The 25,333-nt window shown below is 74.5% G+C and carries 24 protein-coding genes; 3 read left to right on the top strand and 21 right to left on the bottom strand.

Translation table 11 applies throughout. The features are described from left to right. Nucleotides 1-50 precede the first annotated feature (50 nt). From metK to pyrR, 12 genes are all read right to left on the bottom strand, one after another. On the bottom strand, nt 51-1,244 hold the full coding sequence (gene metK, locus ACI792_RS07215) for a methionine adenosyltransferase (protein WP_456582247.1): 1,194 nt from the start codon (nt 1,242-1,244) through the stop codon (nt 51-53). Nucleotides 1,245-1,341: 97 nt separating this feature from the next. After that, nucleotides 1,342-2,568: a bifunctional phosphopantothenoylcysteine decarboxylase/phosphopantothenate--cysteine ligase CoaBC gene (coaBC, locus tag ACI792_RS07210; protein ID WP_456601997.1), complete on the bottom strand. Its 1,227-nt coding sequence runs from the start codon at nt 2,566-2,568 to the stop codon at nt 1,342-1,344. A gap of 153 nt (nt 2,569-2,721) precedes the next feature. Beyond that, on the bottom strand, nt 2,722-2,985 hold the full coding sequence (rpoZ, locus tag ACI792_RS07205) for a DNA-directed RNA polymerase subunit omega (protein ID WP_014376157.1): 264 nt from the start codon (nt 2,983-2,985) through the stop codon (nt 2,722-2,724). A gap of 60 nt (nt 2,986-3,045) precedes the next feature. Beyond that, nucleotides 3,046-3,645, bottom strand: coding sequence for a guanylate kinase (gene gmk, locus ACI792_RS07200; protein WP_456601996.1), 600 nt, complete (start codon nt 3,643-3,645; stop codon nt 3,046-3,048). Between the two features lie 44 nt (nt 3,646-3,689). Continuing rightward, nucleotides 3,690-4,046, bottom strand: coding sequence for an integration host factor, actinobacterial type (gene mihF, locus ACI792_RS07195; RefSeq protein WP_456582244.1), 357 nt, complete (start codon nt 4,044-4,046; stop codon nt 3,690-3,692). Nucleotides 4,047-4,364: 318 nt separating this feature from the next. After that, complete coding sequence (pyrF, locus tag ACI792_RS07190; RefSeq protein WP_456601995.1) at nt 4,365-5,243, bottom strand: orotidine-5'-phosphate decarboxylase; 879 nt, start codon at nt 5,241-5,243, stop codon at nt 4,365-4,367. Further along, nucleotides 5,240-6,601: a dihydroorotate oxidase gene (locus ACI792_RS07185; protein ID WP_456601994.1), complete on the bottom strand. Its 1,362-nt coding sequence runs from the start codon at nt 6,599-6,601 to the stop codon at nt 5,240-5,242. The genes pyrF and ACI792_RS07185 overlap by 4 nt, the downstream gene beginning before the upstream one ends. Beyond that, nucleotides 6,598-9,927: a carbamoyl-phosphate synthase large subunit gene (carB, locus tag ACI792_RS07180; RefSeq protein WP_456601993.1), complete on the bottom strand. Its 3,330-nt coding sequence runs from the start codon at nt 9,925-9,927 to the stop codon at nt 6,598-6,600. The genes ACI792_RS07185 and carB overlap by 4 nt, the downstream gene beginning before the upstream one ends. Continuing rightward, a complete protein-coding gene (carA, locus tag ACI792_RS07175; RefSeq protein ID WP_456601992.1) occupies nt 9,927-11,093 on the bottom strand; it encodes a glutamine-hydrolyzing carbamoyl-phosphate synthase small subunit in 1,167 nt (388 codons plus the stop codon). Before carA ends, carB begins: the two co-directional genes overlap by 1 nt. Then, entirely contained in the window at nt 11,090-12,379 is a 1,290-nt protein-coding gene (locus ACI792_RS07170) for a dihydroorotase (RefSeq protein ID WP_456601991.1), read from the bottom strand. Before ACI792_RS07170 ends, carA begins: the two co-directional genes overlap by 4 nt. Then, entirely contained in the window at nt 12,376-13,296 is a 921-nt protein-coding gene (locus ACI792_RS07165; protein WP_456601990.1) for an aspartate carbamoyltransferase catalytic subunit, read from the bottom strand. Before ACI792_RS07165 ends, ACI792_RS07170 begins: the two co-directional genes overlap by 4 nt. Continuing rightward, complete coding sequence (gene pyrR / locus ACI792_RS07160; protein ID WP_456601989.1) at nt 13,293-13,913, bottom strand: bifunctional pyr operon transcriptional regulator/uracil phosphoribosyltransferase PyrR; 621 nt, start codon at nt 13,911-13,913, stop codon at nt 13,293-13,295. The genes ACI792_RS07165 and pyrR overlap by 4 nt, the downstream gene beginning before the upstream one ends. Nucleotides 13,914-14,137: 224 nt before the next feature. Here pyrR and bldD point away from each other — a divergent pair, with 224 nt between their 5' ends. The 3 genes from bldD to ACI792_RS07145 all read left to right on the top strand — a co-directional run bounded on the left by bldD (nt 14,138) and on the right by ACI792_RS07145 (nt 16,786). Then, on the top strand, nt 14,138-14,695 hold the full coding sequence (gene bldD, locus ACI792_RS07155) for a transcriptional regulator BldD (RefSeq protein WP_456582236.1): 558 nt from the start codon (nt 14,138-14,140) through the stop codon (nt 14,693-14,695). A gap of 151 nt (nt 14,696-14,846) precedes the next feature. After that, a complete protein-coding gene (locus ACI792_RS07150) occupies nt 14,847-15,764 on the top strand; it encodes an ABC transporter ATP-binding protein (RefSeq protein WP_456601988.1) in 918 nt (305 codons plus the stop codon). Then, entirely contained in the window at nt 15,761-16,786 is a 1,026-nt protein-coding gene (locus tag ACI792_RS07145; protein ID WP_456601987.1) for a hypothetical protein, read from the top strand. Before ACI792_RS07150 ends, ACI792_RS07145 begins: the two co-directional genes overlap by 4 nt. 154 nt (nt 16,787-16,940) lie before the next feature. Here the strand turns inward: ACI792_RS07145 and ACI792_RS07140 are convergent, their stop codons facing one another. The 9 genes from ACI792_RS07140 to ACI792_RS07100 all read right to left on the bottom strand — a co-directional run bounded on the left by ACI792_RS07140 (nt 16,941) and on the right by ACI792_RS07100 (nt 25,329). After that, nucleotides 16,941-19,091 carry an Ig-like domain-containing protein gene (locus ACI792_RS07140; RefSeq protein WP_456601986.1) on the bottom strand — a complete coding sequence of 717 codons (2,151 nt, stop codon included), beginning with the start codon at nt 19,089-19,091 and terminating at the stop codon, nt 16,941-16,943. Between the two features lie 165 nt (nt 19,092-19,256). Continuing rightward, complete coding sequence (nusB, locus tag ACI792_RS07135; protein ID WP_456601985.1) at nt 19,257-19,664, bottom strand: transcription antitermination factor NusB; 408 nt, start codon at nt 19,662-19,664, stop codon at nt 19,257-19,259. 15 nt (nt 19,665-19,679) lie between these two features. Further along, complete coding sequence (gene efp, locus ACI792_RS07130; protein ID WP_456582231.1) at nt 19,680-20,240, bottom strand: elongation factor P; 561 nt, start codon at nt 20,238-20,240, stop codon at nt 19,680-19,682. Further along, the gene (locus ACI792_RS07125; protein WP_456601984.1) at nt 20,241-21,344 is read right to left on the bottom strand and encodes a M24 family metallopeptidase; all 1,104 of its coding nucleotides are present in this window, start codon (nt 21,342-21,344) and stop codon (nt 20,241-20,243) included. Next, nucleotides 21,341-21,775 carry a type II 3-dehydroquinate dehydratase gene (gene aroQ, locus ACI792_RS07120; RefSeq protein WP_456582229.1) on the bottom strand — a complete coding sequence of 145 codons (435 nt, stop codon included), beginning with the start codon at nt 21,773-21,775 and terminating at the stop codon, nt 21,341-21,343. Before aroQ ends, ACI792_RS07125 begins: the two co-directional genes overlap by 4 nt. Then, nucleotides 21,772-22,860, bottom strand: a complete 1,089-nt coding sequence (aroB, locus tag ACI792_RS07115) for a 3-dehydroquinate synthase (protein WP_456601983.1) — start codon at nt 22,858-22,860, stop codon at nt 21,772-21,774. Before aroB ends, aroQ begins: the two co-directional genes overlap by 4 nt. Then, nucleotides 22,857-23,390 carry a shikimate kinase gene (locus ACI792_RS07110; protein ID WP_456582227.1) on the bottom strand — a complete coding sequence of 178 codons (534 nt, stop codon included), beginning with the start codon at nt 23,388-23,390 and terminating at the stop codon, nt 22,857-22,859. The genes aroB and ACI792_RS07110 overlap by 4 nt, the downstream gene beginning before the upstream one ends. Further along, nucleotides 23,387-24,571, bottom strand: coding sequence for a chorismate synthase (gene aroC, locus ACI792_RS07105; RefSeq protein WP_456601982.1), 1,185 nt, complete (start codon nt 24,569-24,571; stop codon nt 23,387-23,389). Before aroC ends, ACI792_RS07110 begins: the two co-directional genes overlap by 4 nt. A 92-nt stretch (nt 24,572-24,663) precedes the next feature. Further along, complete coding sequence (locus ACI792_RS07100) at nt 24,664-25,329, bottom strand: prepilin peptidase (RefSeq protein ID WP_456601981.1); 666 nt, start codon at nt 25,327-25,329, stop codon at nt 24,664-24,666. Nucleotides 25,330-25,333: the final 4 nt, after the last annotated feature.

Genomic DNA, 25,333 nt, shown 5'->3' with positions numbered 1-25,333 from the left:
CAGGGGCCCGGGCCGGGCCTGCGAGGTCCGGGGGGCAGCGGGGTCCTTCCTCAGCCGACGGCGGCCTGGAGCGCCTCGACCCGGTCCAGCCGCTCCCACGGCAGGTCCAGGTCCGCCCGGCCGAAGTGGCCGTAGGCGGCGGTGGGGCCGTAGATGGGCCGCAGCAGGTCCAGGTCGCGGACGATGGCGCCCGGCCGCAGGTCGAACACCGAGGTGATCGCCTTCTCCAGGACCTCGTCGGCGACGGTGCCCGTGCCGTGGGTGTCGACGAACAGCCCGACCGGGTGGGCGGCGCCGATCGCGTAGGCCACCTGCACCTCGCAGCGGCGGGCCAGGCCCGCGGCCACCACGTTCTTGGCCACCCAGCGCATCGCGTAGGCCCCCGAGCGGTCGACCTTCGACGGGTCCTTGCCCGAGAAGGCGCCGCCGCCGTGGCGGGCCATGCCGCCGTAGGTGTCGACGATGATCTTGCGGCCGGTGAGGCCGGCGTCACCCATCGGGCCGCCGATGACGAACTTCCCGGTCGGGTTCACCAGCAGCCGGTGCCCGCGGGTGGGCAGGCCGAGGGCGGCGAGCTCCGGCTCGACGACGAGCTCCTCGATGTCCGGGGTCAGCAGCGTCTCGATGGAGATGTCCTCGGCGTGCTGCGAGGAGACGACCACGGTGTCGACGGCGACCGGGCGGTCGTCCTCGTAGACGACCGTGACCTGGGTCTTGCCGTCGGGGCGCAGGTAGGGCACCGAGCCGTCCTTGCGCACCGCGGAGAGCCGGCGGGAGAGCCGGTGGGCCAGCGCGATGGGCAGCGGCATGAGCTCGGGCGTCTCGTCGGTCGCGTACCCGAACATCAGGCCCTGGTCGCCGGCGCCCTGACGCTCGATCGCGTCGTCGGCGGTGCCCGCCGTCCGCGCCTCGTAGCCGGTGTCGACGCCCTGCGCGATGTCCGGCGACTGGGCACCGATGGAGACGCTGACGCCGCAGGAGGCGCCGTCGAAGCCCTTGCGGGAGGAGTCGTAGCCGATGCGCAGCACCGTCTCCCGGACGATCGCCGGGATGTCGACGTAGCCGGCCGTGGTGACCTCGCCCGCGATGTGCACCTGACCGGTCGTAATCATCGTCTCGACGGCGACCCGGCTGCGCGGGTCCTGGGTGAGCATCGCATCCAGGATCGAGTCGCTGATCTGGTCGGCGATCTTGTCCGGGTGGCCCTCGGTCACCGACTCGGACGTGAAGAGGCGGCGTGGCACTCGGTACTCCCTGGGGACGGTGGGCGGGGTCGCTCGGTGCGGAGCACCGGGTGCGCACGTTACCGGCGCACCCCGGAGGCGGGCACGACGGCGTGCGTCAGGCCCCCGCGGGCGCGGCCAGCCGGGCCGTGACCGCCGACCAGATGCCGGCGGCGACGGCGTCCTTGCTCCCCCGGGGCACCTCGGTGCTACCGCCGTCCGGCGACAGCACGACGACGGCGTTCTCCGCCCGGCCGAACACCTGCCCGGCCGAGACGTCGTTCACGACGAGGAGGTCGCAGCCCTTGCGGGCGAGCTTGGCCCGGGCGTGGGTGAGCACGTCCCCGTCCCCGTCGCCGGTCTCGGCCGCGAAGCCGACGACGAGCTGGCCCGGGACCCGCTTGGTGACCAGCTCGGCCAGGACGTCGGGGTTGCGCACCAGCGGCACCGATGCCGGCTCGCTCGCCGAACCCTTCTTCAGCTTGGTGGCGGCGACGTCCGCCGGCCGGAAGTCGGCCACGGCCGCGCTCATGACCACGACATCGGCCGCCGCCGACTCGGCGAGCATCGCCGTCCGCAGCTCCTCGGCGGTGCCGACGGGCACCACGCGGACGCCGAAGGGCGCCGGCAGCTCGACGTTGGCGGCGACCAGCACGACCTCGGCGCCACGGGCGGCGGCGACCCGGGCCAGCGCCCAGCCCTGCTTGCCCGACGACCGGTTGCCCAGGTACCGGACCGGGTCCAGGGGCTCCCTGGTGCCGCCGGCGCTGATCACGACCCGGCGGCCCGCCAGGTCCGGGGCGAGCGTGTCGGCGCCCGCGGCGAGGACCACCGACGCCAGCGCGGCGATGTCGGCCGGCTCCGGGAGCCGGCCGGGGCCGGAGTCGGGCCCGGTGAGCCGACCGACGGCCGGCGGCAGCACGATCGAGCCTCGGCGGCGCAGCGTCGCGACGTTGTCCTGGGTGGCCGGGTGCAGCCACATCTCGGTGTGCATCGCCGGCACGAAGACGACCGGGCAGTGCGCGGTCAGCAGCGTGGCGGTGAGCAGGTCGTCGGCCCGGCCCATGGCGGCGCGGGCCAGCAGGTCGGCGGTGGCCGGGGCGACCACCACGAGCTCCGCCTCCTGGCCGATGCGGACGTGCGCGACCTCGGGGACGTCGGACCACACGTCGGTGGTGACGGGGTTGCCCGAGAGCGCTTCGAAGGTCGCCGCCCCGACGAAGTGCAGCGCCCCCGGGGTGGGGACGACGCGGACGTCGTGGCCGGCCTCGGTGAGGGCTCGCAGCAGCAGCGCGGCCTTGTACGCGGCGACCCCGCCGCTGACCCCCAGCACGATCCGGCTCATGCGCTCATCCTCTCCCAGACGCGACGACGCCCCCGGCAGCTGCCGGGGGCGCCATCACAACGAGCGAGACGGCTGGGCACGTCACCAGCCGTCGGCCCCGTCGCAGGGCCCCGTGCCGAGCGTGCGAGGCGTGGGGAGCGACGGGGTCCTCTTTCAGTTCTCGCCGGCGGTGTGGGCGAGCAGGCCCTCGTTGATCTCGCGCAGCGCGATCGACAGCGGCTTCTCCTGGGGCGCGGTGTCGACCAGCGGGCCGACGTACTCCAGCAGGCCCTCGGAGAGCTGGCTGTAGTAGGCGTTGATCTGGCGCGCGCGCTTGGCGGCGAAGATCACCAGGCCGTACTTGCTGCTGGTGCGCTCGAGCAGCTCGTCGATCGGCGGGTTGGTGATGCCCTCGGGGGCGGGTGCGACTCCGGACACGGTCGGACGGGTCTCCTCGATCGTTTCGTGGGAGCGGGCGGGCCGGCGGAACCGGCGGGCTCACTCGTGGGCGCTCGCGCCCGGAACCGGTCCGGGCGAGGGCGCAGTCAACAAGCCTACCAACTCGTCCGCGGCGCGGGCGACGTCGTCGTTGACGACCACCACGTCGAACTCGCCGGAGGAGTCCAGCTCGGCCTGCGCGATCGCCAGCCGCCGCTCCTGCACGGCGGCGGGCTCGGACCCGCGGCCGGCCAGCCGGCTGACCAGCTCGGCCCACGACGGCGGGGCGAGGAAGACCAGTTGGGCCTCCGGCGCGCGGGCCCGGACCTGCCGGGCGCCCTGCAGCTCGATCTCCAGCAGCGCCGGCCGGCCGGTGGCCAGCTGCGCCTGCACCGGGGCGAGCGGCGTGCCGTAGCGGTTGCCCGCGTACTCGGCCCACTCCAGCAGCCCGTCGGTGGCGATCAGCCGGTCGAACTCGGCGTCGGCGACGAAGTGGTAGTGCACGCCGTCGACCTCGCCGGGCCGGGGGCGACGAGTGGTGGCCGACACCGACACCCAGACCTCCGGATGCCGCCGCCGGACCTCGGCGACCACGGTGCCCTTGCCGACCCCGGAGGGTCCGGAGAGCACGGTCAGCCGTGCCGGTGTCGCTGCAGCCACTCGTCGTCCTCGCCCGGGGTCGTCGGCGGTCCCGACGACCCTCCTCAGACGGAGCCGTCGGCGGGGACCTGCTCGGCGTCGACCTTCTCGCCGCCGAACTCGGCCTCCAGCGCCCGCCGCTGGTTGGCGCCCAGACCCCGCACGCGTCGTGTCGGGGAGATCTCCAGGCGTTCCATGATCTTCGCAGCCCGCGCCTTGCCCACACCGGGCAGGGATTCCAGGACGGCGGAGACCCGCATCTTGCCGATCACTTCGTCGGTCTCGCCCTGCTTGAGGACGTCGCCGACCGTGGCGCCCTTGCTCTTGAGTCGCTCGCGCAGCTCGGCGCGCGCCTTGCGGGCGGCGGCCGCCTTCTCGAGGGCGGCGGCCCGCTGTTCCGGGGACAGGTCAGGCAGGGGCATGGTGCAACCCAATCGTGTCGTCGTCGGCCGAGGTCCGACCGGCGGTCGTTCGGTTCCTGGAGACGCACCGCGCCTCCGCTGCGAGCCTCACGGTCGTGGTGGTGCCCGGCAAATCCGCAGGTCACGCACGGACTCGGAGATCAACCGAACGGCCCGGCGACCCGGTGTTCACGCATTCGCCACCTTGTCCCTCACCCAGTGTGATCACCCCAGGTCAGGGTCGGTATCCGGACGGAGCGGTTTCGTGGCGGCGGCTGCCCGGGAGCGCGGTGGGCGCGGCCCCGACACGCCGACGACACGACACGCCCGGCAGGCGGCTCAGGTCGCCAGGGCCTCCGCCCAGCGCTCGGCCGCGGCCCGCAGCGCCGCGGGGTCGGGGCCGGCGCCCAGCACGTCGCGGGACACCGTGGGGACGACGGCCGCGCGGTCGCCGAACAACCGGCGCAGGTCGCTCACCGTCCCGCCCTGCGCACCGAGGCCCGGTGCGAGCACCGGACCGCCCAGACCGGTCAGGTCGACGTCGAGCTCGCGCAGCGTCGCGCCGACCACCACCCCGAAGGAGCCGGTCGTGGGGCCGAACCCGGTGGCGAGGTCCCGCACCGCCGCGGGGTCGGGCAGCGGGTCGCCCACGACCCAGCCCGGCGTGTTCCAGCCGCGCACGGTGTCCACCACGACCTGCGCGGCCGACCGCTCCCCCACCAGCGCGTGCTGGAGGGTCGCGGCGTCGGGGTTGGAGGTGCGGGCGAGCACGAACAGCCCGCCGCCGTGCTGCCGCGCGCTGTCCACCGCCGGCTGCAGGGAGCCGGGGCCGAGGTAGGGGCTCACGGTCATCGCGTCCACCGCCAGCGGGTGGTCCGGGCGGAGCAGGTCTGCGTAGGCGGCCATCGTCGAGCCGATGTCGCCGCGCTTGGCGTCCAGCAGCACGAGCGCGCCGGCCGCGCGGGCTCGGGCCACCCCCTCCTCGAGGACGGCGAGGCCGCGGGAGCCGAACCGCTCGTAGAAGGCGATCTGCGGCTTGAGGACGGCGACCGAGCCGGCGAGCGCGTCGACGACGGCGTCGGTGAACCGGCCCACCCCGTCGGCGCTGTCGGGCAGCCCCCAGGCGTCGAGGAGCGAGGCGTGCGGGTCGATGCCGACGCACAGCGGCCCGCGGTCCGCTACCGCGTCGGCCAGCCGGTGCCCGAACGGCGCGGTCACGGCGCCACCGCCCGGGGCAGGGTCTCCCCCAGCGCGGCGACGCAGCGCTGGGCCAGGAGCGGATCGGCGAAGGCGCCGGCGGCGGTCTGCACCGCGTCCGCCCCGGCGGTGACGAGCGCCTCGAACGACGCCGGGTCGGTCACCCCGCCCATCGCCAGGACGTCGAAGCGGGCGCCGCTCTGCTCCCGGAGGGCGACCAGCCGCCGGGTGAAGTCCAGCGCCGACTCGCGCACCGCGATCCCCGACAGCCCGGCCAGCTCCCGCCCGGGGAAGGTGGGCGTGCCGTCGCTGCGCCGCACGCGGCTCTGCACGGTGTTGATCCCGGCGATCCCGTCCACCAGCGGTGCCAGCCGCGGGACCAGGGCGGCGAGCCGGTCGGCGTCGAGCCAGGAGAGCTTGGCCACCAGCCCGGTGCGGTCGTCCAGCGCCCGGCGCACCGCCTCGACCACCGCGACGGTGGCGTCGGCGTCCAGGCACAGCGGCGGCTTCACGCCGGCCGCGGAGCGGTCGAGGGTGTTCGGGCAGGACAGGTTGAGCTCGACCACCGTCGCACCGGACTCCTGCGCCAGCAGCGCGGTGCGCACGAAGTCCGCCGCGAGGTCGTCGCCCTCCCCCATGACGCTGACCAGCAGCACCTGCTCCTCGCCCACGGCGTCCACGGCGCGGGCGAGGTCCGCCATCCACTCCCCGGGCTCCGGCGACGGGACGCCGAAGGAGTTCACGCTGCTCACCGCCGCTGACCCCGGCGCGACCCAGTCCCACGGATCGGAGACGACGTCCGCGCCGGCCCCCGGGGGGAGGCTGACGGTCTGCCCCGGGGCGACGGTCCAGTTCGGCGCCTCGTTCGGCGGGTGCGCCCGACCCCGGACGGTCTTGTAGGTGAGCACGTTCCAGCCGTTGGCGACGTTGTGCCGCACCCACGCCGCGCTGCCGTTGAGGACGCAGGAGGAGACCCCGATCGGGAAGCCCACCGTGCGGCCCAGCAGCGGCCAGCGCCGGCCACCCGCCGTCGGCCGCTCGGGCAGCAGCAGGCCCAGCGGCCGCTCCAGGTTCTCCCGGAAGGAGCCCAGCACGTCGTAGGCCGGAGTCGCCAGCCCGTGCGCGGCGAGCAGGTCGCCCTGCCGGGCGGTGACGAGCACGCGCGTCAGCAGCGGCAGGTCCTCCGCGCCGACGGCTCCGGTCGCCAGACGAGCCGCCAGGTCGCCGGCCGCGCCGGTCAGGGCGTCGAGCTCCGCCTGCGGGGGCCGCCCGAACCGGGTGACCCCCGCGGTGAACGCCGCGGGCAGGCCGTCGACCAGGCCGCGGGCGACGAGGTCGTCCCGCAGCCGGGCCACGGCGCCGGGTGGCGCCGAGGTCACTCCCCCGTCCCTGCGAACGTGCTCGGGCCGCCGTGGGTGCCGCCGGCCAGCGCCGCGTGCACCTCCTGCAGGCTGCGGACCCCGATGCCGCCGTGCCGGAGCGCCTCGATGCCCTGCACCGCGGCGGCCATGCCCTGCACCGTCGTGATGCACGGGATGCCGGCGCTCACCGCGGCGGTGCGGATCTCGTAGCCGTCCAGCCGCGGGCCGCTGTTGCCGGGGGCCCCGAAGGGCGTGTTGAACACCAGGTCGACCTCGCCGGCCTGGATCCGCTCGACGACGTTGCCCGGGCCCTCGCTGAACTTGCCCACGACCTCGGCCGCGACGCCGTGCCGCCGCAGCACCTGGGCGGTGCCGGTGGTGGCCAGCAGGCGGAAGCCCAGGTCGGCCAGCCGCTTGATCGGGAAGACCGCCGAGCGCTTGTCCCGGTTGGCCAGCGACACGAACACCGTGCCGTCGGTCGGCAGCGAGCCGTAGGCGGCGGCCTGCGACTTGGCGAACGCCGTCCCGAACTGCGCGTCCAGGCCCATGACCTCGCCGGTCGACTTCATCTCCGGGGAGAGCACGGTGTCCACCCCGTGGCCCTCGACGGTGCGGAAGCGGTGGAAGGGCAGCACCGCCTCCTTCACGGCGATCGGGGCGTGGTCGGGCAGGTCGGTGCCGTCACCGGTCGCCGGGAGGACGCCGGCCGCACGGAGGTCGGCGATCGACTCCCCGACGGCGATCCGCGCGGCGGCCTTCGCCAGCTGCACCGCCGTCGCCTTGGACACGAAGGGCACCGTGCGGCTGGCCCGCGGGTTGGCCTCGATGACGTAGAGGATGTCGTCCTTGATCGCGTACTGGACGTTCATCAGCCCGCGGACGCCGATGCGCTCGGCCAGCTTCCCGGTCGCCGCACGGATCTTCAGCAGGTCGGCCGAGCCAAGGGTGATCGGCGGCAGCGCGCAGGCCGAGTCGCCGGAGTGGATGCCGGCCTCCTCGATGTGCTCCATGACCCCGCCCAGGTACAGGTCGGTGCCGTCGTAGAGGGCGTCGACGTCGATCTCGACGGCGTCCTCCAGGAAGCGGTCGACCAGCACCGGGTGGTCGTCGCTGACCTCGGTCGCCTTGGCGATGTAGCCCTCGAGCGTGGCGTCGTCGTAGACGATCTCCATGCCGCGGCCGCCGAGCACGTAGGAGGGGCGCACCAGCACGGGGTAGCCGATCCCCGTGGCGATCGCGTGAGCCTCGGCGAAGGTCGTCGCCGTGCCGTGCTTGGGGGCCAGCAGCCCGGTGTCGGCGAGCACGCGGGAGAAGGCCCCGCGGTGCTCGGCGGCGTCGATCGCCTCGGGCGAGGTCCCCAGCACCGGGACGCCGGCGTCCTTGAGCCGCTGCGCCAGGCCCAGCGGCGTCTGCCCTCCGAGCGTGCAGATGACCCCGGCGACCGGACCGGCCGCGCGCTCGGCCTGCACCACCTCCAGGACGTCCTCGAAGGTCAGCGGCTCGAAGTACAGCCGGTCGGCGGTGTCGTAGTCGGTGGAGACGGTCTCGGGGTTGCAGTTGACCATCACCGCCTCGTAGCCGGCGTCCTGCAGCGCCATGACCGCGTGCACGCAGGAGTAGTCGAACTCGATGCCCTGGCCGATCCGGTTGGGGCCGGAGCCGAGGATCAGCACCGCCTCCTTCTCCCGCGGCTGCACCTCGGTCTCCTCGTCGTAGGACGAGTAGTGGTACGGCGTGCGGGCGGCGAACTCGGCGGCGCAGGTGTCGACGGTCTTGTAGACCGGCCGCACGCCGAGCCGCCAGCGCAGCGCCCGGACGCCGTCCTCACCGGCGAGCTCGGGCCGCAGCGCGGCGATCTGCCGGTCCGAGAGCCCGTGCCGCTTGGCCCGCCGGAGCAGCTCCGGGGTCAGCGACGGCGTCTCGCGGACGTCCGCGGCCACCTCGCGCACGAGCGCGATCTGGTCGACGAACCACGGGTCGAAGCCGCTGGCCTCGGCGACCTGCTCGACCGTGGCGCCGGCGGCCAGCGCCGCCTCGGCGGTGTAGAGCCGGCCGTCGACCGGGGTGCGCAACGCCTCGAGGAGCTCGTCGGCCGACCGCGTCTCCGCGCCCCCGGTCCAGAACCCGGCGACCTTGGTCTCGGTGGACCGCATCGCCTTGCCCAGCGCCTCGGGGAAGTTGCGGCCCATCGCCATGACCTCGCCGACGCTCTTCATCGTCGTGGTCAGCCGGGGGTCGGCGCCGGGGAACTTCTCGAAGGCGAACCGCGGGATCTTCACCACGACGTAGTCCAGCGTCGGCTCGAACGCCGCCGGGGTGACGCCGGTGATGTCGTTGGTGATCTCGTCGAGCGTGTAGCCGATGGCGAGCTTCGCGGCGATCTTGGCGATGGGGAACCCGGTGGCCTTGGACGCCAGCGCGCTGGAGCGGGAGACCCGGGGGTTCATCTCGATGACCACCAGCCGCCCGTCCGCCGGGTTGACGGCGAACTGGATGTTGCAACCGCCGGTGTCGACGCCGACCTCGCGCAGGACGGCGATGCCGACGTCGCGCATCCGCTGGTACTCGACGTCGGTGAGCGTCATCGCCGGCGCCACCGTGACCGAGTCACCGGTGTGCACGCCCATCGCGTCGATGTTCTCGATGGAGCAGATGACGACCACGTTGTCGCTGCGGTCGCGCATCAGCTCGAGCTCGTACTCCTTCCAGCCGAGCACCGACTCCTCGATGAGCACGGTGTGCACCGGGGAGTCGGCCAGGCCGTGGGCGGCCATGCGGCGCAGCATGGCCTCGTCGGTGGCGAAGCCCGAGCCCAGGCCGCCCATGGTGAAGCTGGGCCGGATGACGACGGGGTAGCCGACCTCCTCGGCGGTGGCCAGCGCCTCCTCGACGGTGGCGCAGACGTTGGACCGCGGGGCGTCGGCGCCGATCGACCGGACGATGTCCTTGAACTTCTGCCGGTCCTCGCCGCGGTTGATCGCGTCGACGTCGGCGCCGATGAGCTGCACGCCGTACTTCTCCAGCACGCCGTTCTCGTACAGGCCGATGGCGATGTTGAGCGCCGTCTGCCCCCCGAGGGTGGCCAGCAGCGCGTCGGGCCGCTCCTTGGCGATGACCTTCTCGACGAACTCCGGCGTCAGCGGCTCGATGTAGGTGGCGTCGGCGATCTCGGGGTCGGTCATGATCGTCGCCGGGTTGCTGTTGACCAGGCTGACCCGCAGCCCCTCGGCACGCAGCACCCGGCAGGCCTGCGTGCCGGAGTAGTCGAACTCGGCGGCCTGGCCGATGAGGATCGGCCCGGAGCCGATCACCATCACGTGCTCGATGTCGGTGCGCTTGGGCATCAGTTGGTCTCCCCCGTGCTCGACTGCACCGTGGTGGGTGGGCTGACGGCCGGGCCGTCACCGGTGCGGGCCGCCTCCATCAGGTCGACGAAGCGCTGGAACAGCGGCGCCGCGTCGTGCGGGCCGGCCGCGGACTCCGGGTGGAACTGGACGCTGAAGGCCGGGGCGTCGACCAGCCGCAGCCCCTCGACGACGTCGTCGTTGAGCCCGACGTGGCTGACCTCGACCGGGCCGTACGGGGTGTCGGTGGGCCGGTCCAGCGGCGCGTCCACGGCGAAGCCGTGGTTGTGGCTGGTCACCCGCACCGTGCCGCTGACCCGGTCGAGCACCGGCTGGTTCAGCCCGCGGTGGCCGAAGCGGAGCTTGTAGGTCCCCAGGCCGATCGCCCGGCCGAGGATCTGGTTGCCGAAGCAGATGCCGAACAGCGGGCGGCGGGCGTCGAGCACCCCCCGCACCGCCGCGACCGCGTAGTCCGCGGCCGCGGGGTCGCCGGGGCCGTTGGAGAGGAAGACCCCGTCGGGCCCGGCCGCGAGCAGCTCCTCGGCGGTGGCCGTGGAGGGCAGCACGTGGGTCTCGACGCCGAGCGCGGCCAGGTGGCGCGGGGTCGCGGTCTTGATGCCCAGGTCGAGCGCGGCGATGGTGAAGCGCTTCTCCCCCACCGCCGGGACGACGTAGGGCTCGCCGGTGCTCACCGTCGGGGCGAGGTCGGCGCCGGTCATGCTCTCGGCCGCCGTCACGCGGGCGAGCAGCGCCTCAGCATCCAGCTCGGTGCTGATCCCGGCGCGCATCGCGCCCCGGTCCCGGAGGTGGCGGGTCAGCGCCCGGGTGTCGACGCCGCTGATGCCCACGACCCCCTGGGCGACCAGCTCGTCGTCCAGGCTGCCGGTCGACCGCCAGTTCGACGTGCGGCGGGCGGGGTCGCGGACGACGAAGCCGGCCACCCACATGCGGCTGCTCTCGTCGTCCTCGCCGTTGACCCCGGTGTTGCCGATGTGCGGCGCCGTCATGGCGACGATCTGACCGGCGTAGCTGGGGTCGGTCAGCGTCTCCTGGTAGCCGGTCATGCCGGTGGCGAAGACCGCCTCACCGACCGTCGTCCCCGTGGCGCCGTAGGACTCGCCCCGGAACGTCCGCCCGTCCTCGAGCACGAGCACTGCCTCTGTCACCGTGTTGCCTTTCCGTCCAGGACGGTCGGCGTCCCCCGCAGGAACGTCGCGACCACCCGACCGGGGAGCTCCCGGCCGGCATAGGGGCTGTTGCGGCTGCGGCTGGCCAGCGCCGCGGGGTCGACCACCGCGCGGGCGGCGGGGTCGACGAGCACGAGGTTGGCCGGCTCCCCGGGGGCCAGCGGACGGCCGTGCCCGTCCAGCCGCCCGATGCCCGCCGGGCGGACCGACATGCGGTCGGCGACGCCGGCCCAGTCGAGGCGGCCCGCCTCGACCATCGTCCCGATGACGACCGACAGCGCCTGCTCCAGCCCGAGCATCCCGGGCCGGGCCTGCGCCCACTCGCTCTCCTTGTCCTCCACCGCGTGCGGGGCGTGGTCGGTGCCGACGGCGTCGATCGTGCCGTCGGCCAGGCCCGCCCGGAGCGCCTCCACGTCGGCGTCGGTGCGCAGCGGCGGGTTGACCTTGAAGACCGGGTCGTAGGACTCGGCGCAGGCGTCGGTGAGCAGCAGGTGGTGGGGCGTCACCTCGGCGGTCACCCGGACGCCGCGGGACTTCGCCCAGCGCAGGATCTCCACCGAGCCGGCGGTCGAGACGTGGCAGACGTGCAGCCGCGCGCCGACGTGCTCGGCCAGCAGCACGTCGCGGGCGATGATCGCCTCCTCCGCGGCGGCCGGCCAGCCGGTGAGGCCCAGGCGGGCGGAGCGGCCGCCCTCGTGCATCTGCGCGCCCGCGGTGAGCCGCGGCTCCTCGGCGTGCTGGGCGACGACGCCGTCGAAGGCCTTCACGTACTCCAGCGCCCGCCGCATGAGTGCGGGGTCGCTGACGCAGTGCCCGTCGTCGGAGAAGACCCGCACCCGCGCGGCGGAGTCGGCCATCGCGCCGAGCTCGGCCAGCCGCTCTCCGGCCAGGCCGACGGTGACCGCGCCCACGGGGACGACGTCGACCAGGCCGGCCTCCTGGCCCAGCCGCCACACCTGCTCGACGACGCCGGCGGTGTCGGCGACCGGGTCGGTGTTGGCCATCGCGTGGACCGCGGTGAACCCGCCCAGCGCGGCGGCGCGGCTGCCGGTCTCCACCGTCTCGGCGTCCTCGCGACCGGGCTCGCGCAGGTGCGTGTGCAGGTCGACCAGGCCGGGCAGCGCGACCAGCCCGGCGGCCCCGACCACCTCGGCCCCGGGCACGTCCAGCGCGTCACCGACGGCGGCGATGCGGCCGTCCTTCACCAGGATGTCGGCCGGGTCGCCGCCCAGCGGTCGGGCGCCCTTGATCAGGTACGTGGTCACTGGGGAGAGCCTCCGAGCAGCAGGTAGAGCACGGCCATGCGGGTCGAGACCCCGTTGGCGACCTGCTCGACGATCGTGGAGCGGACGGAGTCGGCCACCTCGGCGGCGATCTCCATGCCGCGGTTCATCGGCCCCGGGTGCATGACGATGGCGTCGTCGGGCAGGGCGGCCATGCGGCGGGCGTCCAGGCCGTAACGGCGGCTGTACTCGCGGGCGCTGGGGAAGAACGAGGCGTTCATCCGCTCGGCCTGCACCCGCAGCATCATCACGACGTCGCTCTTGGGCAGCACCGCGTCCAGGTCGTAGCCCACCTCGGCCGGCCAGCTGCCCACGCCCACCGGCAGCAGGGTCGGCGGGGCGACCAGCGTGACCTCGGCCCCCAGGGTGTGCAGCAACCCGACGTTGGAGCGGGCCACCCGGCTGTGCAGGACGTCGCCGACGATCGTCACGCGCACCCCGTCGAGCCGGCCCAGCCGCTGCCGGATCGTGTAGGCGTCCAGCAGCGCCTGGGTGGGGTGCTCGTGGGTGCCGTCGCCGGCGTTGACCACGCTGCCGCGCACCCAGTTCGCCAGCCGGTGCGGCGCGCCCGACGCGGAGTGCCGGACGACGACGGCGTCGGCGCCCATCGCCTCCAGGGTGAGCGCGGTGTCCTTGAGGCTCTCGCCCTTGGAGACGCTGCTGCCCTTGGCCGAGAAGTTGATGACGTCGGCCGACAGCCGCTTGGCGGCGAGCTCGAAGCTGATCCGGGTGCGGGTGGAGTCCTCGTAGAAGAGGTTGACCACCGTCCGCCCGCGCAGCGTCGGGAGCTTCTTCACCTCACGGCCGGCGAGGGCCTGGTCGATCTGCGCCGCGGTGTCGAGCACCAGCGTCGCGTCGTCCCTGTCCAGGTCCGCGGACTCCAGCAGGTGCCGCTTCACCGGTCCCCCTCCGTGACCAGGACCTCGTCGACGCCGTCGATCTCGGTGAGGTGCACGCGCACCTGCTGCGACCTCGACGTCGGCACGTTCTTGCCGACGAAGTCGGCGCGGATGGGCAGCTCGCGGTGACCCCGGTCGACCAGCACCGCCAGCTGGACGCTGCGCGGGCGGCCCAGGTCGCGGAGCGCGTCCAGCGCGGCCCGCACGGACCGGCCGGAGTAGAGGACGTCGTCCACGAGGACGACGAGCCGGTCGTCGATGCCGCCGTCGGGCATGACCGTGGGCTCCAGCGCCCGGACGCCGCGCAGCCGCAGGTCGTCGCGGTAGAGCGTGATGTCGGCGGTCCCCACGTCGACGGTCACGCCGGTGAACGCGGCGATGCGGGCGGCCAGCCGGCGGGCCAGCGGCGCGCCACGGGTCGGGATGCCCACGAGGACCAGGTCGGGGAGCCCCCCGTCGGCCTGGTCGGCGCCGTCGTCGGGACGCAGGCTGGCCGCCCGCTCGATGAGCTGGTGGGCCATGCGGTCGACGACGCGGGCGACGTCGGCGGACGAGAGCAGGGTGCCGGGGGTGCTGCCGGGAGACGTGCTCCGGGCAGGGTCGGGCGAGCGGGCCATGAGGCCTCCTTCCCCGCCTCACTGGACGGGTCGTTAAAGGAGTGGTCGGACCGGCGTCGACGGTACTGCACGCCCCCCTCGGGCCCGCCGCCGCCCGGCCGGGCCTGCCGGTGCGCCGTCCGCCTGCGGTTTCGTGCCGTCCCGGCTGTTGTGATCCTCGCTTCGCACGTACGCTGCGTGACGAACAACCCCGATCCGAGACGACGGACAGTGAGCAGACAGCGATGAGCACCGACTACTCACGGGCCCTCGGCGCCCGGCTCCGCGCGATCCGCAACCAGCAGGGCCTCTCCCTGCAGGGGGTGGAGGACAAGTCGCACGGCCGCTGGAAGGCGGTCGTCGTCGGCTCCTACGAACGCGGCGACCGCGCCGTGACCGTGCAGCGCCTCTCCGAGCTCGCGGTCTTCTACGGCGTCCCGGTGTCGGAGCTGCTGCCCGACCCGCGGCCGAGCTCCGCGGTCACCTCGACCAACAAGATCGTGCTGAACCTCGAGTCGCTGGGGTCGCTGCCCGCCGACGAGGCCGGCCCGCTCGCCCGCTACGCCTCCACCATCCAGGCCCAGCGGCACGACTACAACGGCAAGGTCCTCTCGATCCGCGCCGAGGACCTCAAGTCACTGGCGATCATCTACGACATGAGCCCCGACGAGCTCACCTCACGGCTCATCGAGTGGGGCGTGCTCTCCCCCGGCATGGAGGGCATCGTCAGCTCCGGCGGTGACGAGGAGCTCGACGACGACGTGGACGACTCCTGGGGCGACCGCCGGCGCACTCCGCGCTGACAGAAGGACCCCTGCCCCCCACGGCTCGCACGCTCGCCGCGGGTCCCTGCAGGGGGCCGTTCCACCCCGTCACCAGGGTGCTGTCATCGGAGCACCTGATGTGCCAGGGTGCGGCGACCCGGGCGCGCGACCCGGGAGGCTGGAGGCCGGCGTGCCGGCGGTGCAGATGTCCGGGGTCGCCAAGACCTACCGCAGGCGGGGGGGTCAGGAGCTCCGCGCGCTGGACGGCCTCGACATGACGGTCGAGTCCGGCGGGGTGCACGGGCTCCTCGGGCCCAACGGTTCCGGCAAGACCACGTCCATCCGCGTCCTCCTGGGCCTGGTCCGCCCCTCGGCCGGTGACATCCGGCTGCTGGACCGCCCGGTGCCCACCGACCTCCCCCGGGTGATCGGCGACGTCGGCGCCCTGGTCGAGACCCCGCTGTTCTTCCCCGGCTTCACCGGCCGGCGCAACCTCGAGGTGCTCGCCGAGACCGCGGGCGTCCCCGCGGCCCGCGTCGAGGAGTGCCTGGAGCTGGTGGACCTGCGTGAACGCGCCGGGGACCGGTTCAAGGGCTACTCGCTCGGCATGAAGCAGCGCCTCGGCATCGCGGCGGCGCTGCTCAAGGCCCCGCGCCTGCTGATCCTCGACGAGCCCAGCAACGGCCTGGACCCGGCCGGGATCCGCGACGTCCGAGAGCTGATCCGGCGGCTGGGGTCCGACGGCCGGACGACGGTGCTGCTCTCCTCCCACCTGCTCGCCGAGATCCAGCAGGTCTGCGACTCGGTCACCATCCTCGCCCGCGGCCGCCAGGTCGCCGCCGGGCCGGTCTCGTCCGTCCTCGACCGGGCCGGCACGGGGGACGTGCGCGTCGCGGTGCCCGACCCGGCCGCCGCCGCGGCGGTGCTGCACGGCGCCGGCTTCTCCGTCTCCCCCGCGCCCGACGGGCAGATCCTCGTGCACGGCGCCCCCGCGCCGGGCGAGATCACCCGCGTGCTCGCCGGGCACGGCCACTACGTCGAGGAGCTGGTCCGTGTGACCCCTGACCTGGAGAGCGCCTTCCTCGCGATCACCGGGGAGCGGGCGTGAGCGCGGTGGCCGAGCAGCCGACGGCCGCGCCGGTGGGGGCGACGCGGGCGCGGGGCAGCCTGTTCCGCGCCGAGGTGCACCGGTTCACCTCCCGCCGGTTCATCCAGGTGCTCCTGGCGCTGGCCACCCTCGGCTGGCTCGGGGCGGTGGTCATCGGGCTGCTCAACTTCGGTGAACCGACCGCCGCCGACCTCGCCGCCGCGACCGAGCGCCGCGACGAGTTCCTCGCCGGCGAGCAGGAGTTCCGGCAGGTCTGCGAGCAGGACGCCGAGCAGGCGGGGCAGCCCGTGGACCAGTTCTGCGGCCCGCCCATCGACGCCTCGACCGTCCGCGTCGAGGACTTCGTCACCACGGCACCGTTCGACCTCGCCTCCTCCGGCGAGGCCGGCGCGGTGGGCTTCGCCGTCGCCGCGGCGGTGCTCGCCTTCCTGATCGGGGCCACCTGGATCGGGGCCGAGTGGTCCGCCCGCACCATCGTGGCGCTGCTCTTCTGGGTGCCCAGCCGGCTCCGGGTCATCGGCACCAAGACGGGCGTCCTCGCCCTCGCGGCGCTGATCCTCGGCGTCGCCGCGCAGCTCGGGTGGCTGGCCATGGCCTGGCTGCTGGACGCCCTCGTGGGCAGCGACGGCGGGGTCCCCGACGGGTTCTGGTCGGGGCTGCTCGCCGCCCAGGGCCGCGGGATCGTCCTCACGGTGCTGGTCGGCCTCATCGGCTTCGGCCTGGCGAACCTGGTGCGCAACACCGGGGCGGCCCTGGGCGTCGGCTTCGTCTACTTCGCGATCGCGGAGAACGCGCTGCGCATCCTCGAGCCCACGACGGACCGGTGGCTGCTGTCGACCAACTCCATCGCCCTGGTCCTCCCGGGCGGGCTGGAGCTCGTCGACTTCGGGGGCGGGCCCTCACCGGCCGCGCCGGCCACCTACCTGGTCACCAACCTGCAGGGCGGCCTCGTCGTCGGCTGCTTCGCCGCGGTGCTCGTGGGTGTCGGCACCTGGCTGTTCCTCCGCCGCGACCTGCACTGAGCACATCGTCGTCCTCCGGACGACACCGCGGCCAGGTGCCGTCTCGACCTGCGACGAGCGCGTCCGCCGACGTCTCGGGGACCCCTCCGGGGCCCCGCTCGACGCCGGCCCGGCATGACGGCGGGCCCCTGCGGAGAGGTCGGACGCGTCCGGGTCAGCGGGTGGTGAAGGACCACTCCTCGGCGGCGACGGGCAGGCCCGCGCGGTCCACGACCCCGGCCGTCAGCACCACCGTGTACGTCGTCGCCGCGGCGAGATCCGCATCCGGGTTGAGGACCACGGTGTTGTTCGTGGCGTTGTAGTTCACCGCCGTCGGCACCTGCGATCCGTCCGGTGCCTCGAGCCACACGACGGAGGCATCCGGTTTGGTCATCGGCTCGTCGAAGGTGATGAACACGTTCGCGGCGCGGCCGACGCCGGTGGTGTCGCGGTCCGGCGTACGGGTGGTCACCGTCGGCGCCACGGTGTCCTCCGAGGCCGCGCCGACGGTGAACGTCCAGCTGGTCGGTGCGAGCGCGTTGCCGGCCACGTCTTCCACCCCGTCTGTCAGCACGACCGTGTACGAGCCGGCCGCCAGGTCGCTTCCCGGGTTCAGGATGACCGTCCTGGTCGTGGCGTTGTAGTTGACCGCGGCGGGCACCCGCGACCCGTCCGCCGTCTCCAGCCACACCGCCGAGGAGTCCGGCTTGACGACCGGCTCGCTCATACCGGCCAGCACGTTGGCCCCCTTGGCGACGCCGGTCGCGCCCGGTGGAGGCGACTGGCTGGTGACCCTCGGCGGCACGGTGTCCCCGGACGCCGTCCCGCTCGTGGTGAACGTCCATGTCGTGGGCGCCAGCGCGTTGCCGGCGAGGTCCTTCACACCGTCGGTCAGGACGACCTGGTAGGTGGTGCCGGCGGCGAGATCGGCGTCCGGGTTGACGATCACCGTGTTCGTCGTGGCGTTGACGTTGACCACCGCGGGCACCGTCGAACCGTCCGGCGCGGCCAGCCGGACCGACGTCGCGTCGGGTTTCGCCACCGCCTCGCTCATGCCGACCAGCACGTTCACGCCCCGGGCCACGCCGGTCGCGCCGTCCTCCGGTGCACGGCTGACGACGGTGGGCGGGGTGCGGTCGTTGTCCGCGCCCTCGCCGCTGGTGACGAAGGACCAGCTGGTCTTCGGGAGCGGGTTCCCGGCGGCGTCGGTGACCGTCGCGCTGACGGTGGCGGTGTAGCGGGTGCCCGCTGCCAAGGGGGCGGTCGTGCCCGGGAACGGGTTGAGGGTGGCCACCCCGGTGGTCCGGTTGTAGGCGACCCCCGCCGTCACCGCCGTCCCGTCGGAGGCGGACAGCGTGAAGGTCGAGGCGCTCAGCCCGGTGACCGGCTCGTCGAAGCCGACGGTGACGTTGGTCAGCCGGCCCACGTCGCGGGCACCCGGTGCCGGCGTGTGGCTGACCGGCTTGGGCGGCAGCAGGTCCTGGGCGAAGGTCTCGCAGCCGGGCGCCGGGCCGGTGACGTCGGCGAGACCGTCGACCAGCATGGACTCCCGCGGCAGCGGCTCGGTGTGCCCGATCCCGATGGCGTGACCGTCCTCGGTGAGCAACGCCTGCCGCCGCTGGACCTCGGTCAGGCCGTCGCTGTTGCGGAAGCCGAGGTAGGGGGCGCGGTACCGCACGAGGAAGCCGCCGTGGACCCCCGGGTCGGCCTCGATGGCGTCCGGGGTGGCGCGGTACTTGCCGCTCTCGTTGCGGAACTCGCCGGAGTCGAGGACCGACGGCGGGATGACGGTGCCGTCGAAGCGCGCGGCGACCCCGCGGACGACGACGGAGTCGGAGGTCCCGTCCCCGTTCTCGTCCGCCGCCTCGGGGGTGCCGGTCCAGCGGATGTCGTCGACGGTGACCTCGTTGCGGATCGTCCCCGCGTACACCACGACCCGGTCGCCGGGCCTGATGTCGGGCGTGCCGCCGGCCCAGCAGTCGCCCGGGTACACCGGCGCCCCGGCCTCGACGCCGTGGTTGACCTCCAGGCCGACGCCTTCGTCGGTGTTCCAGGCCGGCCCCTCGGCGACGCCGATCACGGCACCGTCGCGGATCACCTCGACCCGCACGCTCTGGCCGACCGTGCCGTAACCGAAGACCCCGACGAAGTCGAGGTTGTGGAAGACGGTGATGTTCTTGTTCGGTCCGACCCCCGGACCGGTGAGGGACGCCGACGCCGGCGCCGTGCCGGCCAGAACCGGCGCGACGAGGGCCATCGCCGTCCCGGCGGCGGCCACGCCCCACCGACGACGACGGTCACGGGGTTGCTGCAGCTGGCGCGACAACGGACGCTCCTCGCACTCCGGTGGTCCGGGCCCCTGCCCTCACGGACCCCTGACGGCGCACCCCGCCGGACCCGGTCGACCACCTGCGACTGTGCTGCACCCCGTCGTCGGGGGGACCCCCCGGCAGGGGGGTGCCCCCACCCCCCGAGCCTGGCGAGGCCCGGGTCAGGTGGTGGGGACCTCGGCGGCGAGGATGGCGCCGAGCACGCCGTTCACGTAGCGGGGCGACTCGTCGGTCGAGATGGCCCGGGCCAGCTCCACCGCCTCGTCGATGACGACGGCGTCGGGCACGTCGTCCACCCACAGCAGCTCGTAGGTCGCCATGCGCAGGATCGCGCGGTCGACGTCGGGCAGCCGCTCCAGCGACCAGCCGGAGGTGTGTGCCTCGATCAGCTCGTCGATGCGGGCGCCGTGCTCGTCGACGCCCTCGACCAGGCGGATCGCGTGGTCCGGGACCGGCGGGTTGCCGTCGGCGACCCGCTCGCGGAGCAGCTCGACCCGCTCCCGGCCCCGGACGTCGGCCTCGTACAGGACGTCGACGGCGCGCTTGCGCGCCTTGGTCCGCGCAGCCACGGAGTCAGCCCGCGATCAGTTGACGCGGCCGAGGTAGCGGCCGTCGCGGGTGTCGACCTTCAGCTTCTCGCCGGTGCTGATGAACAGCGGCACCTGGATCTGCGCGCCGGTCTCCAGGGTGGCGGGCTTGGTGCCACCGGTGGAGCGGTCGCCCTGCAGGCCCGGGTCGGTGTGCTCGACGACCAGCTCCATGGTCACCGGGAGCTCGACGTACAGCGGGGTGCCGTCGTGGACCGCGACGACGACCTCGGTGTTGTCCAGCAGGTAGTTCGCGCCGTCGCCGACGGTCTCGGCCGGCACGTAGATCTGCTCGAAGGTGTCGCCGTCCATGAAGACGAAGTCGGTGCCCTCCTTGTACAGGTAGGTCATCGACCGCTTGTCCACGGTGGCCGTCTCGACCTTGGTGCCGGCGTTGAAGGTCTTGTCCACGACCTTGCCCGACAGCACGTTCTTCAGCGTCGTCCGCACGAAGGCCCCGCCCTTGCCGGGCTTGACGTGCTGGAAGTCGGTGACGGTCCAGAGCTGACCGTCCAGGTTGAGGACGATGCCGTTCTTCAGGTCGTTGGTGGTAGCCATCTAGAGGACCAGCAGTTCCTTGCTCGTGAGGGTCAACAACTCGGGCGCGTCATCGGTGACGATGAGGGTGTCCTCGATCCGGACACCGCCGTGGCCGGGCAGGTACACACCCGGCTCCACGGTGACGGCCATACCGGCGGCAAGCGTACCCGCGCCCTGCTGGCCGATGCCTGGCGCCTCGTGGATCTCCAGCCCCACGCCGTGCCCGAGGCCGTGGGTGAAGTGGTCGCCGTGGCCGGCCGCGACGATCACGTCGCGCGCCGCGGCGTCCACCGCGACGACGTCGGCACCGACGGCGAGCGCCGCCCGGCCCGCGGCCTGCGACTCGGCCACCAGCGCGTAGATCTCCCGCTGCCAGTCGGACGCGTGGCCGAGCACCAGGGTGCGGGTCATGTCCGAGTGGTAGCCGTCGACGGTGGCGCCGAAGTCCAGCTTGAGGAAGTCGCCGGCGCGCAGCTCGGTGCGGTCGGGCCGGTGGTGCGGCACGGCGGAGTTGGCCCCGGCCGCGACGATCGTCTCGAACGACGGCGCCTCGGCACCGAGCGCCAGCATCCGGGCGTCGAGCTCCCGGCCGACCTCCAGCTCGGTGCGCCCGGGGCGCAGCGCCCCCTCGGCGGCGAGCTCGGCCAGCGCCTGGTCGGCGACGGCGCACGCCCGGCGCAGCGACTCGACCTCCCCGGCGTCCTTGACCGCCCGCTGCCCCTCGACCGCCCGGCGCACCGAGGCGAGCTCCGGGACGGTGCCACCGGCGGCGGCGTCGGTGAGCACCCGCTCCAGGCCGTGCAGCCCGTCGACGGTGAGGTCGTGGGACTCGTAGCCGATCCGGCCCGCGCCGCGCCGCACCGCCTCCCGGGCCAGCGCCGGCACGGTCGCCCGGTCCACGAGCAGCTCCAGGTCGGGGACCTGGACCCCGGCCTGGGTCGTGTACCGGCCGTCGGTGCCGAAGAGGTCACCGCCGTCGACCCGCAGCAGCAGCGCGCCGTTGGAGCCGGTGAAGCCGGTGAGGTAGCGGACGTTCAGCAGGTTGGTGACGAGGACGGCGTCCAGCCCGCGCTCGGCGGCGGTGGCGCGCAGGACCTCCCGCCGTCCCGAGGCCGGGCTCACCGCACCCCCCGCAGCGTCATCCACTGCAGCGCCAGCACGTAGCCGTGCACCCCGAGCCCGGCGATGACGCCGTCGGCCACCCGGGAGACGTAGGAGTGGTGCCGGAACTCCTCGCGCCGGTGGATGTTGCTGATGTGCACCTCCACGACCGGCGCGGTCACCGCGGCCAGGGCGTCGTGCAGCACGATCGAGGTGTGCGACCAGCCACCGGGGTTGACCACGATGGGGTCGCCGGCGTCGGTGGCCTCGTGGATCCAGCGCAGCAGCTGGCCCTCGTCGTCGGTCTGGCGCACGGCCACCTCGATGCCGAGCTCCCGGGCGGCGGTCTCCACCAGCTCGACGAGCTGGTCGTAGGTCGTGGTGCCGTAGACCTCGGGCTCGCGGGTGCCGAGCCGGCCGAGGTTGGCGCCGTTGAGCACCTGGATCGTCATGGGTTCTCCGGATGGGGTGGCGGGGCGGGTGGGTGCTCGGCCACGGCGGCCCAGGCCGCGTCCAGCCAGGCCTGGTCGGGGTCGGTCAGGATGCGGGGGTTGCCCAGCCCGTCGAGGACGACGAAGCGCAGCGAGGCGCCGCGGGCCTTCTTGTCCACGCGCATCACCTGCTGCAGCCGCTCCCAGTCGCCGGCGTAGGTGGTGGGCAGGCCCATGGCGGTGAGGAGCTCGCGGTGCCGGTCGACCTCCGCGCGGGTCAGCAGCCCGGCCCGGCCGGCGAGCTCGGCGGCGAAGACCAGCCCGACGGCGACCGCCTCGCCGTGGCGCCAGCCGAAGTCCTCGACCCGCTCCACCGCGTGGCCCAGGGTGTGGCCGTAGTTGAGGAACTCGCGGACCCCGGTGTCGAGCAGGTCCTCCCCCACCGCGGCGGCCTTGACCCGCACCGCCCGCTCGATGAGCTCCTCGGTGTCGCGGCGGCCGGTCGGGTCGGCGGCGAGCAGCTCGAGGATGCGGCCGTCGGCGATGAAGCCGCACTTGACCACCTCGGCCAGCCCCGCGCGGAACTCGTCCCCGGGGAGGCCGGCCAGCAGGTCGGTGTCGGCCAGCACGGCGGCCGGCGGGTGGAAGGCGCCGACCAGGTTCTTGCCCGCCGCGGTGTTGATGCCGGTCTTGCCGCCCACGGCGGCGTCCACCATGCCGAGCAGGCTGGTGGGCACCTGGACGACGCGGATGCCGCGGGTCCACGTCGCCGCGAGGAAGCCGGCCAGGTCGGTGACGGCCCCGCCCCCGACGCCGACGACGGCGTCGGACCGGGTCAGCCCCAGACGGCCGAACTCCTCCCACACCTCGGCGGCGACCTGCGCGGTCTTGGCCGCCTCGCCGTCGGGGACCACGACCGCCTCGGCCGCGACGCCGGCGGTCTGCAGCGTCTCCACGGCGGCGCCGGCCGCGGCGGCGAGGGGCGGCGCGTGGACGACGGCGACCTTGGGCGTGCCGGCGAGCACGAGCGCCAGCTCCGCCTGGGCGCCGGGGCCGATGACGACCTCGTACGGCTGCTCCCCCGCGACCGGGACGCGCCGGGTCACCGGGCCTCCTCCGGGGTCAGGACGGCGAGCACCTCGGCGACGACCTCCTCCGGTGGGCGCCCCGCGGTGGGCACGCGGTGCGTGGCCACCTCCGCGTACAGGGGGGCGCGCTGTTCGAGCATGGACCGCAGCATGGCGCGCGGGTTGACGGCCAGCAGCGGACGGTCGCGGGAGAGCCCCACGCGGCGGGCGGCGGAGGCGACGTCGACGTCCAGCCAGACGACGGTGCCGCCGGCCCGGCCGTGGGCGACCAGCAGCTCCCGGGTGGCGGCGCTGGTCACCGCTCCGCCGCCGAGGGCCAGCACCCCGGTGTGCTCGCCGAGCGCCCGGGCGACCGCCCGCTCCTCGAGCGCGCGGAAGTGCGGCTCGCCGCGCTGGACGAACAGGTCGGCGACCGTCGCGCCGACCTCCTCCTCGACGTCGCGGTCGGTGTCCCGGAAGGGCAGCGCCCGCGCGGCGGCGACCGCCGTGCCGACCGTCGTCTTCCCCGAGGCCGGGGGACCGACGAGGACCAGGGCGGGACCGCTCACCGGTAGGGCAGGGAGTCGAGGTAGGCCTGGGCGTTGCGCCGGGTCTCGGCGACCGAGTCGCCGCCGAACTTCTCGAGCGCCGCGTCGGCCAGCACGAGGGCGACCATCGCCTCCATGACGACGCTGCCCCGGGGGACGGCGCAGGCGTCGCTGCGCTGGTTGATCGCGACCGCCGCCTCGCCGGTGGCGACGTCGACGGTCTGCAGCGCCCGGGGCACCGTGCTGATCGGCTTCATGGCGGCGCGGACGCGCAGCACCTCGCCGTTGGTCATCCCCCCCTCGATCCCGCCGGCGCGGTCGGTGAGCCGCTGGACCCGCGTCCCGCCGTCGGCGAGCACGATCTCGTCGTGGGCCACCGAGCCGCGGCGGCGGGCGGTCTCCAGCCCGTCGCCGACCTCCACGGCCTTGACCGACTGCACGCCCATGAGGGCGGCGGCCAGCCGCGCATCGAGGCGCCGGTCCCAGTGCACGTGGCTGCCCAGCCCCGGCGGCAGCCCGTGGACGACGACCTCGATGACGCCGCCCAGGGTGTCGCCGTTCTTCCGGGCGTCGTCGATCTCGGCGGTCATCCGGGCGCTGGTCGCGGGGTCGGCGCAGCGCACCGGGTCCTCGTCGAGCCGCGGGTTGTCGTCCGGACCGGGGACGATGCCGTCGGGGGCGACGACGGGGCCGATGCCCACGACGTGGCTGACCACAGAGACCCCGAGCGCCTGCCGCAGGAACGCCTGGGCGATCGCACCGAGGGCGACGCGAGCAGCGGTCTCCCGGGCGCTGGCCCGCTCGAGCACCGGCCGGGCGTCGTCGAAGCCGTACTTCTGCATGCCCGCCAGGTCGGCGTGGCCGGGCCGCGGGCGGGTCAGCGGCGCGTTGCGGGCCTGCCCGGCGAGGATCTCGGCGTCGACCGGGTCGGCGGACATGACCGTCTGCCACTTGGGCCACTCGGTGTTGCCCACCTGCACCGCGATCGGCCCGCCCTGGGTGCGGCCGTGGCGGACGCCCCCGGTGAGGGTGACGAGATCCTGCTCGAAGGACATCCGGGCACCCCGCCCGTGCCCCAGCCGGCGGCGGGCGAGCTGCAGGTCGAGGTCGGCCGTCTGCACCTCGACCCCGGCCGGGAGGCCCTCGAGGATGGCGGTGAGCTGCTGGCCGTGCGACTCACCGGCGGTCAGCCAGCGCAACATGCTGGGAAGTCTAGAAGCAGGAGGACCCCGGTCCTCCTCCCCCCTCGCAAGCTCGGGGCGAGCCTCTGGACCGGGGCCGTGCAGAGGGGCGATCACGGCACCGGCGGCAGCCCGCCGATCGCGAGCGCCAGGACGGCACCGGCGAGCAGCGGCGGGCCGAAGGGGACCGTGCTGCGCCAGCCCGCCCGCCGGGTCGCCACCAGGGCCACCGACACCGCCGCCCCGGTGAGCAGGCCGAGGAACACACCGGCGAGCAGCACCCCCCAGCCGAACCAGCCGAGCACCAGCCCCAGGAGCCCGAGCAGCTTGACGTCCCCGAGACCCAGGGCCGCGGGCGCGAGCAGCCGGAGCACCCCCGGGACGAGGAGGGCGACGGCGCCCGCCGCGCCGGCCCGCCCCAGCGGCAGCCAGGTGCCGAGCACGGCGGCGTCGACGAGCAGTGCGGCCCCGCACACGGCGGCGGCCGGCAGCACCACCCGGTCGGGCAGCCGGTGCGCCGCGAGGTCCACGCCGGCGAGCACGACCGCGGCCCCCGCGACCCAGAGCAGCGCCACGGTTGCGGGCCGGACGCCGCCCAGCAGGACGGCGGCGGCCAGCAGCGCGGCCGTGAGCGCCCCGGTCAGCGCGACCCGGGCCGGCGTGGGCAGGGCGGCGTCGTCCCGGGCGGCGAGCCGGACCGAGACGCGGGCCAGCACCGGTCCGAGGAGCAGCCCGGCGAGCACCGCGACGCCGGCGAGGACCGGGCGGGACACGTCCACGGCG

It is taken from the genome of Blastococcus sp. SYSU DS0669 (genome assembly GCF_054050895.1).
The sequence above is the reverse complement of the archived record's forward strand: the minus strand, read 5'-3'. Positions and strand labels throughout refer to the sequence as shown.

Coding starts and splice junctions, on each gene's coding strand:
- coaBC (WP_456601997.1), bottom strand. CDS start 2,568: ATGAGCCGGATCGTGCTGGGGGTCAGCGGCGGGGTCGCCGCGTACAAG.
- mihF (WP_456582244.1), bottom strand. CDS start 4,046: ATGCCCCTGCCTGACCTGTCCCCGGAACAGCGGGCCGCCGCCCTCGAG.
- carB (WP_456601993.1), bottom strand. CDS start 9,927: ATGCCCAAGCGCACCGACATCGAGCACGTGATGGTGATCGGCTCCGGG.
- pyrR (WP_456601989.1), bottom strand. CDS start 13,913: ATGGCCCGCTCGCCCGACCCTGCCCGGAGCACGTCTCCCGGCAGCACC.
- bldD (WP_456582236.1), top strand. CDS start 14,138: ATGAGCACCGACTACTCACGGGCCCTCGGCGCCCGGCTCCGCGCGATC.
- efp (WP_456582231.1), bottom strand. CDS start 20,240: ATGGCTACCACCAACGACCTGAAGAACGGCATCGTCCTCAACCTGGAC.
- aroQ (WP_456582229.1), bottom strand. CDS start 21,775: ATGACGATCCAGGTGCTCAACGGCGCCAACCTCGGCCGGCTCGGCACC.
- aroC (WP_456601982.1), bottom strand. CDS start 24,571: ATGTTGCGCTGGCTGACCGCCGGTGAGTCGCACGGCCAGCAGCTCACC.